Below are 12,848 nucleotides of genomic sequence, written 5' to 3' on the forward strand. Positions count from 1 at the left end.
GAAAATAGGGAGAAGAGATATGAAAGCAAAGAAAAGCAAAAAAGCGGCGACAATCGCGCTTGCGTTCGTTATGGTGTTTGCGCTTGCCGCTTGCGGCGATAAGTCGCCCAAGCCTATTGAACTGACGGCGGAAGTAAATGAGCCTTTTGCATTGACCGAATTGGCGGAGGGCGCGAACTGGCGTGAATTTACGGTAAAAAAAGGCGATACGGCATTGCCGATTTCGAGCGGCACGGTGCTTTTCCCCGACGCAGGCGAATACACCGTAAAGCGCGGCAACAGCGTTTGGAAGGTTACCGCAGCGGATACCACCGCGCCGATTATACACATTATAGGTAACTATATGCGCGTGCAGGAAGACAGCGAGTTGGTGCAACCGCGCGTGGTAGTAATCGATAACGCCGACGGCAATATTGCCGACTACGAACTTACGGTAACGCACGATGACGCGCAGATTCCCGTGACAAACGGAAAATTCACCGTGCCTACGGCGGGCGAATATACGCTTACGGTGCAAGCACAGGATAAAGCGGGCAATCGAGGTTCGGCTACTCAAAACTTTACCATAGAGCCGCGCGTGGAGCGGGTGGTAAAAGCGGGCGAAACGGTTACGCTCACGCCCGAACGGGCAAAATTCGTGTTGCCCGACGGCGCGAATCCCGACGATTACGACTATGCGTACGAAGTGCGCGTAAACGGCGCCGATACGTCGAGCAGTGAGCCGCAGTTTGTTTTGAATGAAAACGACTACGCGATAGCGAATATCACCGCCACTGCCAAAACGGACGCAAGCAAAACGTATACCGCGCACCTTACGTATATAGAAGAGCACGCGCACATGCTCACGTTCACGGGTTGGAGCACTGCCGACGTGTTTGGCGGCAAAGCGGATTTGTGGTTCAATCCGTACAATCAAACCGAGCGTTCCGTGTGCAGTAACGATACGGGTGTTTCGAGCTATCAGGCGGCGCTAAAAGATTGGGAGAGTCATACGCCCAAACCGGGAGAGGAAAAAGACAAATACCCCTGTTTGTGTTGGCGAATCGATGCAATCGACGGCACCCCGAACTTTTCGGGCAGTAAGTTCGATGTTTCTTACGACGTGGAGGTAGAGGGCGAGTTCGCCGAAGGGAAAAGCTTTACTACCGTTTATTATACGGGCGAGGACGCAAAAACCGAGAATATGCCGAGCGTAACCGTAAGCGGCGAGGCGGGCGGCAAATTTGCGGCGCGCAAGCACGTGGAAGCGCAAAAATTAACCGCGCCCGATCGGGGCGATAACGTGGCTAGTTTGTTTCAAAGATTCGTATTCACAAAGGAAGATGTGAAAGCGAATACGGTTGTGTTCCGTATCGATAATTTCCGCATTATTCCCAAAGAGAAGCCGGAGATATTTGTCGAAAACGAAGAAATTGCCATGCAGGCGGGCGAAAAGGTCACGCTTTCCGCCGAGTCGCTTGGCGTTTCGGCAAGGGACTTCTTCGGCGGCGAAATGAAAACGCTTGCGGTAACCAAAGTATTGCAAGGTAAAGACAAAACGGCGACCGATTATGTCGACGGCGACGAGATTACGTTTGCGGCAAAAGATATGTTGTATGTAACTCTTACGGCTACCGATTATTACGGTAACTCGCAGGAAAAAGAAATTTTGCTTTATGACGAGGAAAATATACCGCCTACGATAACAAAGGTATCGGGCAAGACCGACAACGCGGTGGCGGCGGGCACCAAGATAACGCTCGGCAATGCGGGCATATCCAAGTACGTTAACGTTACCGATGATTCGGGGCAATTTACCCTTACGTACGATAAGGTGCTTTGTAACGGCGAAGCGCAAACCGCGGCGGGTGAGAGTGCGCTTACCGAATTCACGGTACAAAGCAAAGACGTGTGGGAAGTGTTTATGACCGCTACCGACAAAGACGGCAACGAAAGCAAAGCATATATTCAGCTGATAGAATCGAGTATTGCGGCGAACTTTGCGAGTTTCAACGACGGCGCGTTTACCTATGCGGGCGGTGAGGTATCCAACGAAGCGGGGCAAGTGTATTTCTCGCTGTACAGTGCGAGCGACTGGGAGATACACAAAGACGAATACGGCAAAAAGACGCTTAGAGTGCGTTATGCGAGCACGTATCAGTTTATACTCAAAGATTACAATTACAATGGGCAGCCGGATGTGCCGGAAAATACGCAAAGAGACATTCGATATTCCGTCGGTGTTGCGGGTACGTGCGATAGTCTGCAAGATTCCGATATATTGCTTTCGCTTGGCGAGTTTAAGTGGACAAAAGCCGATTTGGGCAAGCGTTTGGTATTCGGTGCCGAAGATGCGATTTTTTATGGCGGTATGCACATCTTGGAATTGAAAGATAATACAAACTTTGCCGCGCAAGAGGGCTTGTGGTTTGAAATCGACTATGTGGCTATATTGTAAAATTTTAAGAGAAGCACAATGATTTTTTGACAAGGGAGCCGCCGCAACTTGCGGCGGCTTTGCCTACGTGATATACTACTTTATAGCTTATACGCAAGCAAAGCAATCTCATACAGGAAGCAAGAAAAAGATGCAACAAAACTATTTGTATCCGTTTTTGTGGATAACGGGTGAAAGTACCGAAAATTTGGCGGAAGAAATCGACGCGATTTACGAGAGCGGCGCGCGCGGATTTTGCGTTGAGAGCCGCACGTGCGCGGACTTTTGCGGCGAAAAATGGTGGCGCATAATGGACGCCGTGCTATATGAGGCGAAAGCGCGCGGCATGCAAGTGTGGCTACTGGACGATAAGCATTATCCCACAGGCTACGCTAACGATGCCATAAAATATAAAGAACCCGATTTGCGACCGTGGCGGGTTAAGTGCGAGTTTGCGGATTTGGAAGGCGAGACGGGCGAGATATCGCTATTACTCAATTCCGAAAGCGATACTTTAACCCAAGACGAAATACTCGGCGTTTTTGCCGTGAAAAAGCGCGGCGACAAAGCGGAAATTACAGCCGACCTATCCGAGCGCGTAGAGGACGACTTTTTGCGTTTTACTTATAACGGAAAACCCATGCGCATTTGCACCGTAAAAAAGACGCGTGGCGGCGCGGAATCCGCAAATAATCCGTACTATTTGGATTTGCTCAATCCCGATTCCGTCGATGTTCTTATCCGCGAAGTATACGAGCCGCATTACAACAGATATGTGGCAAGCGGAAAATACGCCGGCACTTTCTGCGGATTTTTCTCCGACGAACCGCGCTTTGCCAACGGTTACAATTTCGACGGCTTATGCGCTCGCAACGCCTATCATAGCACGCTTGGCGTAGAGGGCATGGCGTACCCGTGGAACGACGAACTGCTTACACCGTCCGTTTGTCTTTGCGAGGAGCGTGGCGACGCGGCGGTCTCCTACGATAGAACCGTATTTTGCCCGCGCGAATTGCTTTCCCTGTGGTACAACACGGGCGAGAACACGCCCGCCGTTCGCATCGCCTACATGAACGCAATCACTCTCGAGTACGGCAAAAACTTTTCGGGGCGGCTCTCCGAATGGTGCCACGCGCGCAATCTCACGTATTGCGGACACATTATAGAGGACATGGGTGCGCATGCGCGACTGGGGTGCAGTGCGGGGCATTACTTCCGCAGTCAGACGGGCGCAGACTACGCCGCCATAGACGTGGTGTTGCACCAAATAAAACCGTATTACACCAAACCGCATTTTGCGCCTGTTGCGGGCGGCTATGCCGATCCCGAATTTTTCGATAATACGCTTGCCAAGCTCGCGTCGAGTTGCGCAAGGCTGTATCCCGAAAAGAAAGGCAAGGCTTTGTGCGAAATTTTCGGTGCGTACGGTTGGGGCGAGAACATAAACGAAATGCTATACTTAGTCAATCATATGCTTGTGCGCGGAGTTAATTCGTTTATTCCGCACGCCTATTCGCAGTCGTTCCCCAACGCCGATTGCCCGCCGCACTTCGGTAAATCCACGTACTTATTCGGCGGGTACAAACTCGTGATGCAGTACATGCAAAACATGTGTGAGATTTTAGAGCATGAAAAAGCGGACATAAAAGTCGCAATTCTCTATCACGCCGAAGCGGAATGGAGCGGCAAAAAGTATATGCCGGTAGATACCGTTGCTGCGGCATTGGCGGAAAAGCAAATCGACTATGATATATTGCCAAACGATAAACTTGGGTTGGCGAAGAATTACGAATATATCATCGTGCCGTACGCCGAATATCTTTCCGAAGAAGCCGAACGCAAGTTACAAGCCGTAACCGAAGCAAAAGTGTTGCGATTAAAAAGCATGAGCAGGGCGGAATTAAACGCAATCGTAAACAATCTGCCGAAAACGCTACGCATAAACGGCGCGGGTGCAAAAAGAGTGCGGGTTATGAAATTTGCGGGCAAAGAAAAATACTTTTTGCACAACGAGGGGAACAAAACGGCGAATTTGCAAATTGTATTTGCGGGTGGGTTCTGCAAAGTATCCAAGTTGCTGAACGATGCGGAAGAATTTTTACCCGTAGAGAACGGCAAAGTACGACTGCGTTTACGCACCGGTCAAGCGGCGATATTGGAAAGCGCGCAAGAAAACGAAGCGAAGAACGAGCGAACCCGAAAGCAAAATCTTCCGTTTATAAAGACAGCCGAAGACGAAAAGAGCGTAACTTATTCGGCTTGCGCAAATTTGTGTGACGGCGACGAATTACTATTCGAATATGCGGGCGAATGGGCGCGCATTACAGTAGGCGGCAAAGCGTTTGACAGTATCGGCGGCGTTGACCGCATTGCAATAGATTCGCTTGCTAAGGCGAGCGAAGTCGAGAAATCTCGAATCACCGTCACGCTTTTCAAAAATCTTACCGAACAAATGCGCGACGATTTCAGCAAGTGGAGCATTTTGCGCCCTGCCGAATTGAAAGCGATACAAATTATAGCTAACAGGAGCGAAACAACATGTACGAAAAAATGCAAGCCGTAGATTTGGGCGCAATCAAGCCGCAAGGTTGGGTAAAAGAATTTTTGGCAACGCAGGCGAACGGCTTGACGGGCAAATTGCAACACACGGGATATCCGTATTCCATAGCGTTTTGGAAAGGCGAAACGCGTGGTGACGAAACGCCGCCGTGGGAAGTGTTCGAGCAAACGGCGTATAGACTCGACGGCATGTATGCGTGCGGCGCGCTTATAGGCAGAGAGAATTTGTGTGCGTATGCCGACGAGAGTTTTGACTATGCGCTGTCGCATATCGCGCCCGACGGGTTTATCGGTTCGGAATACTTGCGCGAAACGAGCGGGTGGCACCGTTGGCCGCAAGTAGTTTTCTTTCGCGCGCTTATAGCCAAATACGAATACACGCACGACGAAAAAATCGTGCAAGCATTGCACGATTTTTACATAAAAGGCGATTACGATTATTCTATAAAGCGTGAATTCTTGCATATAGAAATCATGCTGTGGGTGTACGGTAAAACGGGCGACAAAAGACTACTCGATTTGGCGAAAAAGACGTACGAAGATTACAACAAAAATTGCCGAGACGACAACAGCGAAAAAGTAATGCTGTCGGATAAAAAGCCGTATGTGCACGGAGTGACGCACGACGAAACGGCGAAAATCGGCGCGATTTTGTATATGTATACTGGCGAAGAAAAGTATTTGCGCGTGTCGGTACATGCATTTGAAAAGCTCGATAAAATGTTTATGTTGCCCGACGGCGGACATTGCAGTAATGAATTCATGATAGCAAACGACAGCTACCAAAGCCACGAAACTTGCACGATAAGCGATTATACCTGGGCGTTGTATTATCTTTTAATGGCAACGGGCGACGTGAAATACGCGGATAAAATAGAAAAATGCATTTTCAATGCGGGCATCGGCGCGGTGAAAGAAGATTTTTCGGCGGTGCAGTATTTTTCGTGTCCCAATCAGGTGCTTGCCACGCAAAGTAGCAACCACAACGTGTTCTTTTGCGGAGAACAGTGGATGGGATATAATTCCAAACATTTCACGGACTGTTGCGTAGGCAATGCCAACCGTTTTATGCCAAACTTTGCGCGCCGCCTATGGATGCGCAATGAAAGCGAGATATATGCAACGCTGTATTCGCCGAACGTATATTCGTTTGAACAGAATGGCGCAAACGTGCAAATCGATGAAAAAACGAATTATCCGTTCGAAGATACCGTAGCGTTTGCGATTCATACCGACAAAGCGGTAAAATTTGCGCTTAACTTACGTATTCCCGTGTGGAGCGACGGCGCGACCGTAACGGTAAACGGCAAAGAACAGAAGATAAAACAGTCGGGTGTATTTTACCGCATAGAGCGCGAATTTGCGGACGGCGACGAAATCGTACTTACCTTACAGCCTAAAATCGAAGCGCAAAAATCGTCGGACGGCGGCGTGTATTTTACGCGTGGCGCGCTCGTGTTTGCACTCGGTCTTGCGTATAAAGAGGAGAAAGTTCCCGCGCCCGGCGGCGATGGAACGCTATGCAACTACAATCTTACGACGGACGAGGCGTGGAACTACGGCATAGACGAAAGCGAATGTACGGCAACGGAAGTGCGCCTTGTGCGGCGAGACACGCATGCGCCAAATCCGTGGACGCTTGAAAGTGTGCCTTTGCACCTTACCGTGCCGGCGTACCGTTTGGCAGATTGGCAACTTTTGCACAAGACCGAAGTGACGCAGTGCACTGGTTTGTACGCAAAAGAATACCGGCAAAAGACGGGCGATTTCACGTTCACGCCGCCGTTGCCCGAAAAAATCTCCGAAAGCGATGTCGGAGAAAAAGAAACGATATCTCTCATTCCTATGGGTGCGGCGAAACTTCGCGTTACCGTGTTTCCCCGCATTGAAACGGTAAAAAGAGGAACGGTATGACGGTACAAGAATATATACGTGAGAAAATGCCGCTTACTCTGCGACTTAACGTAAAGGACAATGATACACTTTTCGGTTTGCCGTATCCGTACACCGTGCCGTGCGCGGAACATTGTTTTAACGAGCTGTATTACTGGGATACATACTTTACAAACAAGGCGTTGTTTGCGCTCGGGCAAACAGAACAGACAGCAAACAATGTTAAAAATATTTTGTATCTTATAGAGCGGTTCGGCTATATGCCCAACGGCAGTCGCGCATATTTCTTAAAGCGCAGTCAGCCGCCGTATGCCGCGCTGATGGCAGACGACGTTTATAAAGCAACGGGAGATTTGTCTTTTCTTAAAACCGCATTTGTAACACTGAAAAAAGAGTATGAGTTTTGGATGACAAAACGAGTTTCGGAAAACGGACTCAATCATTACGATTGCGAAGAAGACGATGAAAGTTGCGCCGAATTTTATAACGGTTGCGTAGCGGAGCGCGTGGGAAAAGACGAAAAACGCGACCCGAAAGAAGCAGGCAGACATTACTTTGCCGAAGCGGAAAGCGGTTGGGATTTTAATCCGCGATTTAGCGGCTATTGCGCCGAGTATAATGCCGTAGACCTAAACAGTAATTTGTATCTATACGAAAAACTGTTCGCAGAATATGAGGTATTGCTCGGCGAGGGTGACGGCAAAGAGTGGACAGCGAAAGCAAAATCACGTGCCGAAAAGATGAACGAACTAATGTGGAATAGTGCGTCGGGCGTGTACAAGGACTATAACTACAAAACGGGAGAACTGTCGGGCATTATAAGCGCGGCGAGTTTTCAGCCGTATTTTGTAGACCTTGCAACCGAACAACAAAAGAGCGGTTTGTTAAAGTTATTGCAGGCGTTAGAAAGCGATTGGGGCATATTTACCACCGAAAAGGTAGAGAAAAAGTATCAATGGGCGTACCCGAACATTTGGGCGCCGTGTCAGTATATTGCGGTAGAAGGGTTACGTCGTTATGGTTATGCGGAAGAAGCGGAACGCATTGCAAAAAAGTATATCGCGTTACTTGAAAAGAATTTTGCCGCACACGGCAAACTGTTTGAAAAGTATAACGGGGTTACGGGCAACATCGACGCCGTGTCGGAATACGGCACGCCCGAAATGCTCGGCTGGACTGCGGGCGTATATTGCGCATTGTCAAATTTGTAAAGATTAAAATAATAGCTTATAGGAAATAAAGAAATATGGAAAAGAAAATCACGGTATCAATATTGGGTACGGGGCATCGCGGCGCGGATGCGTACGGAAAAATTATGGCGACTATGCCCGACAAGTATCAAATCGTAGCTTTATGCGATTTAGACCGCTAAAAACTGAATAAGTATAAAAAGTTATTTGGAGTGTCAGACGAAAACGTCTATGATAACGACGATGCGTTTTTCGAGAAAAAGCGTAGTGATTTGCTCGTGATTGCAACGGGCGATGATTCGCACGTGGCAATGGCAAAACGCGCCATTCCGCTCGGCTATAAAATCCTACTCGAAAAACCCATTTCGGACAAACTCGACGAACTCATCGAACTTAGGGAACTTGCTAAAAAATACAATTCGTTCGTTATGGTTTGTCACGTGCTGCGTTATACATGGGCAAATCGCACCATTATGGAAGTATTGCGAAGCGGGCGACTCGGCAAGCTAATTCACATAGATCATACCGAGCAAATCGCGTATTGGCACTTTGCGCACAGTTATACGCGCGGGAATTGGCGCAATACCGCGTTTTCCGCACCTATGATTATGGCAAAGAGTTGTCACGATTTGGATTTGTTGCAACAGTATGCCGGCTCTAAGTGCGAAAGTCTTTCGTCGGTGGGTGACCTTACATGGTTTAAGCGTGAGAACGCGCCCGAGGGGTGCGCCGACCGTTGCGTGAACTGCAAGTATATCGAAAGCTGTGCGTACAGCGCAAAGTATAGGTATTTAGACTTGTGGAAGGCGGAAAACAAGCTGCAATGTTGGCCGTACGACGTTTTGAGCATAGAAACGCTTACCGAAGAAGTTCTTGAAAAAGCGATAAAAGAGGGACCGTACGGGCGTTGCGTGTACCGTTGCGACAACAACGTTGCCGACCATCAGTCAGTGCAAATGCAATTTGCGAACGGGATAACGGCTACGTTCAACGCTACGGCGTTTACAAAGGGCGGCGGCAGGATTACCGTGTTCCGTTTCAGCGCGGGCGAACTTTTGTACGAGGAAGAAAAGGGCGCAATCATAGAAAAACCGTTCCGCGGCGAAAATGTTGTACACAATATGAGCGACTTAAAAGACGTAATGGGGCACGGCGGCGGCGATGACGGAATCGTAAATGCTTTGTATGCCGCACTGTCTGGGGAAAAGAGTGAAGCGGACACGTCGCTGGAAAATTCGATAGAGAGTCACATTATGGCGATTGCGGCGGAAGATTCGCGTCTAAACGGCGGCAAACTCGTGCTTTTGAAAGATTATAGATATAATTAAAATTGAAACTAAAAGTAGAGAAGGAACAGGTAGTGCAAACAATTTGTGATAGTATAAAGAATATGACACTCGAGCAAAAGGCAGCGCAACTCGTGCAAATTCCGTACGTGGACAATAGTCAAGGAAATAGACACAAAAAAGAGAAAGAGAGTAGACAAAAAAGTAGATGGAATGTGGCTGAATGCATAACAACTGATGTACATCAGTTGTTATGCAAAGCAAAAAATTTTTGCTCGAATTGATTGGGCGTAAGTAAGCCGAGATAGGAATGGGGACGTTTTTGGTTGTAGTAACCGTCAATGTAGGTAAAGACAGAGAGTTTAAGGTCGTCGAAATTCTTAAAGAAACGTCTATTGGTTTCTTCGAGTTTGAGATACTTGAAGAAACATTCCGCAACGGCATTGTCGTAAGGATGCCCCTTTTTGGAAAAGGATTGCACGACGTGGCAGTTGTCCAAAACCTTGCGAAACGCCAAAGCGGTATACTGTACGCCTCTGTCGGAATGAAATAGTAAGCCTTGCGGATGCCCGCGCTTGGAAAAGGCTTCGAAGAAAGTATCTATAACCAATTGCGCATCGGCTTTGGAAGAAAGTTTGTAAGAAATAACTTTCCGAGAAAACAAATCGATGATAACGCAAAGATAATAAAAGCGATTTTGTACACGTAAGTACGTAATGTCGCTGCACCACACAAGATTGGGCGCGCTTTGCGTAAAGGCTTGTTTTAAGATATTATTTGTATCCAAAAGTGGCTGTATATACTTGGATTTGGGTGGTTTGCGGGAAGATAAGCGCGGTAAGTGAAGGCTGTTCATCAGGCGGTACACTCGACCTATACTGATGAAAACGCAATAGTCACAGCGAAGAAGGTACTGAATTTTGTAGGCGCCGAGCCGCATGTCGTGTTCAGAACAAATTTGCAAGATGTAAGATTTGATGGTTTGGTTCTCGGAAATACGCGGCGGGATAGCTTTGGAATGGAAATGTTTGTAGTACGTGCTACGGTTAACGCGGAGTACCTTGCAAAGAAGATTGAGCCGGTGTTGAAAGCGAAGTTGGTGAACGGCGGTCAATCTCTGTTTGAGTGTGGAGTGAAGATTGCAATCGCTTTTTTTAAGATGAGGTTCTCCTCTTCGAGCATAGCGTTACGTTTTTGCAGTTCTTTGATCTGTTGAGCGGTGACGACGGTATCTTCATCGATCTTCACTTCGGAAAGATTGCGAACTCACTTGGAAAGAGCGCTCATGGATATGCCGTACTCTTTGGAAAGTTGGGACAATGATTTGCCGTTTTGATGTAGTGTGACGATGCTCTTTTTGAACTCGTCGGTGTGCTTGGGATAGTTGCTGTTTGCCATTTTTGTTTCTCCTTTTGTGTGTAATTTATTGTATCACTCTTCTCTCTTTTGTGTCTACTTTTTTAGTATAGCTCCAACCGCCGAAATCGACTCGCCGAAATACGATTGTTTGGAATTTTCCGACGTTACGGCGTTGCATGTGTCGGGCGTTCGCAACGGCAACGAACTGTTCGTTATGCTTGCGAACAGAAGTGCGGAAGATATTTCGGTTGAGCTTTCGGTTTGCGGGGCTTCTCTTTCGGGAATAGAGGAATACAAACTGATGAAGAGCAGTTCCGACGCCGCGAACACTTTTTCAAATCTGTATAACGTTGTTCCGCAAGACGTGCGCGCGGAGTGCGGAAAATCGGGGTTGCGTCTGTATGCTCCCGCCGAATCCTTGCATTTTTTGCGTTTGAATTTGAACTGAAATATTTTATTCGCTTGCGAGCAGAGCGCGGAGAGTTATTTTTTTTAATTTTAAGCGACAGTAGGCGGGCACATAAAATCTTTTGTTTTCGCGTTTACCGTATTGACAAATTTAAAGGCATATGGTAGCATTATAATGCGGTAAAAGTTTTGGCGCGGCATGCGTTTAAATTTTTAACGCCGCCTATAAAGCCGCGTTTTTATCGGCGGCGGGTGGTTTAAAGCGGTGCAAAAGGGTTTTCGGTGCAATTATGAACGGTATTTTATATTTCAGTTCTACGGGAAACAGTTTGTATATAGCTCAAAGATTGAGTGAGGAAATAGGCGGAAAAATATGCTACATACCAAAATATTGCGGTAACGGCGGCGAGTTCGACAGGCTGTTTTTGGTAACTCCCATATATTCTTACGGCATGCCCGCGCATGTTTACGATTTGCTTTTTAAGTTGGATAAAACGAAAGAACTCGTCGTAATTCAAAATTACGGCGGAATGTCGGGCAATGCCGATTATTTGGTTTACCGCTATGCGACGGAGTGCGGATTGAATATAAAAGGGGTTTTAAAACTAAAAATGCCAGAGAATTTTACGCTTACGTTCACCGTGCCCAAATTCTATTTGAACGGAGTGTTGAAAAAAGCGGACGAACGGATAAACCGCATAATAGCCAAAATCAAAAACGGAGAATACATAATCCCCAAAAAATGCAAGACGAAAGAAAAAACTTATTTAAAAAATAAAGCGAATTGGCACATAATAGGCGAACGTTTTTCCGTTACGGAAAATTGCGTTTTGTGCGGGAAATGCGTTTCGGTGTGCCCTTCGGAAAATATTTCGGTTACCGACGGTAAAATTACGTTCGCCGGCGGTTGCGTGGCTTGCTTGGGGTGTTACCACCGTTGCCCCGAAAAGGCAATCGTTTATAAAAACAAACGAAAAAAAGACCGTTATATAAACCCGTATGTTGACGAAAAGCAAATAGGAAAAGATTTGTAAAACAAACTCGGCGCAATGTGTGCGGCGCGTGTTTTCCGTTGCTTGACGCGCGGCGCATTATATGGTAAAATAGCATAAAACAAAATTAAATTGTATCAGCGTTAAAAGCGCGAAAGGAGAAAATCATGAAAACGGTTAAAGATAAATATTTGGTAGTGGGCGCCGATTTTGCCGGCTTTCCTCTTAAAGAAGCGGTGGTTGCGCACCTTAAAGCAAAGGGTTGGAAGATAGAGGATTTGGGCGTTAGAACAGACAGCGACCCGAACGATACCGACAATATGTTTCATCGCGTAGGGCTTAGGGTGGGCGCAAAAATAAGCGAAGGAGAGTACGAGCGCGCTCTTTTGTTCTGCGGCACCGGCATGGGTATACATATTGCCGCAAGCAAATGCCCGCACGTTCATGCGGGCGTTGTGGAAAGCGTTCCCGCCGCGCTCAGAGCTATTACTGGCAACGGGGTGAACGTGCTTGCAATGGGCGCGTTTTATGTGGCTCCCGCTATGGGTTGCGACATTGCCGACGCATACCTTAACGCCGAACTCGGCAGCGGTTACGAGTGGTGGCACAATTTTTATGAGTTCCACAAACTTGCAATCGACGAACTCGAGGCGTTCGATTACAAAGAGTTTAAGAAAAACGGCTTTAAAGTTAATAAACTCGGCGACTTCGATTTGACTTTGGAGACAAAACCCGAGTAAATTAT

Annotated in this window: 10 protein-coding genes and 1 pseudogene; 9 read left to right on the forward strand and 2 right to left on the reverse strand. The window is 47.5% G+C overall.

Annotated elements, in window-relative coordinates:
- Positions 1–19 precede the first annotated feature (19 nt).
- From NFR62_RS06685 to NFR62_RS06705, 6 genes are all read left to right on the forward strand, one after another.
- Positions 20–2,437, forward strand: coding sequence for an Ig-like domain-containing protein (locus NFR62_RS06685; protein WP_251616434.1), 2,418 nt, complete (start codon positions 20–22; stop codon positions 2,435–2,437).
- A gap of 130 nt (positions 2,438–2,567) precedes the next feature.
- Positions 2,568–4,979, forward strand: coding sequence for a type 1 glutamine amidotransferase family protein (locus NFR62_RS06690; protein ID WP_251616435.1), 2,412 nt, complete (start codon positions 2,568–2,570; stop codon positions 4,977–4,979).
- Entirely contained in the window at positions 4,955–6,889 is a 1,935-nt protein-coding gene (locus NFR62_RS06695) for a beta-L-arabinofuranosidase domain-containing protein (RefSeq protein ID WP_251616436.1), read from the forward strand. The genes NFR62_RS06690 and NFR62_RS06695 overlap by 25 nt, the downstream gene beginning before the upstream one ends.
- Entirely contained in the window at positions 6,886–8,079 is a 1,194-nt protein-coding gene (locus NFR62_RS06700; RefSeq protein ID WP_251616437.1) for an alpha,alpha-trehalase, read from the forward strand. Before NFR62_RS06695 ends, NFR62_RS06700 begins: the two co-directional genes overlap by 4 nt.
- A gap of 35 nt (positions 8,080–8,114) precedes the next feature.
- A complete protein-coding gene (locus NFR62_RS10145) occupies positions 8,115–8,240 on the forward strand; it encodes a hypothetical protein (RefSeq protein ID WP_275556886.1) in 126 nt (41 codons plus the stop codon).
- Positions 8,241–8,270: 30 nt separating this feature from the next.
- Positions 8,271–9,386, forward strand: coding sequence for a Gfo/Idh/MocA family protein (locus NFR62_RS06705; protein ID WP_251616438.1), 1,116 nt, complete (start codon positions 8,271–8,273; stop codon positions 9,384–9,386).
- Positions 9,387–9,588: 202 nt separating this feature from the next.
- On the opposite strand, the pseudogene NFR62_RS06710 reads toward NFR62_RS06705, so the two are convergent.
- Both NFR62_RS06710 and NFR62_RS10150 read right to left on the reverse strand, forming a co-directional pair.
- A pseudogene (locus NFR62_RS06710) lies at positions 9,589–10,491 on the reverse strand (IS3 family transposase); the annotation flags it as partial.
- Between the two features lie 119 nt (positions 10,492–10,610).
- A complete protein-coding gene (locus NFR62_RS10150; RefSeq protein ID WP_275556887.1) occupies positions 10,611–10,742 on the reverse strand; it encodes a hypothetical protein in 132 nt (43 codons plus the stop codon).
- Between the two features lie 109 nt (positions 10,743–10,851).
- Between NFR62_RS10150 and NFR62_RS06715 the strand changes: the two genes are divergently transcribed.
- From NFR62_RS06715 to NFR62_RS06725, 3 genes are all read left to right on the forward strand, one after another.
- Complete coding sequence (locus tag NFR62_RS06715) at positions 10,852–11,151, forward strand: hypothetical protein (protein ID WP_251616443.1); 300 nt, start codon at positions 10,852–10,854, stop codon at positions 11,149–11,151.
- A 250-nt stretch (positions 11,152–11,401) separates the two neighbouring features.
- Positions 11,402–12,145 (forward strand): EFR1 family ferrodoxin, encoded by a 744-nt coding sequence (locus tag NFR62_RS06720; protein ID WP_251616446.1) that lies wholly within the window; start codon positions 11,402–11,404, stop codon positions 12,143–12,145.
- 125 nt (positions 12,146–12,270) lie between these two features.
- Positions 12,271–12,843, forward strand: a complete 573-nt coding sequence (locus NFR62_RS06725; RefSeq protein ID WP_251616450.1) for an RpiB/LacA/LacB family sugar-phosphate isomerase — start codon at positions 12,271–12,273, stop codon at positions 12,841–12,843.
- Positions 12,844–12,848: the final 5 nt, after the last annotated feature.

This window comes from Pumilibacter muris (assembly GCF_943193045.1).
GTDB classification, from domain to species: Bacteria; Bacillota; Clostridia; order Christensenellales; family Pumilibacteraceae; genus Pumilibacter; species Pumilibacter muris.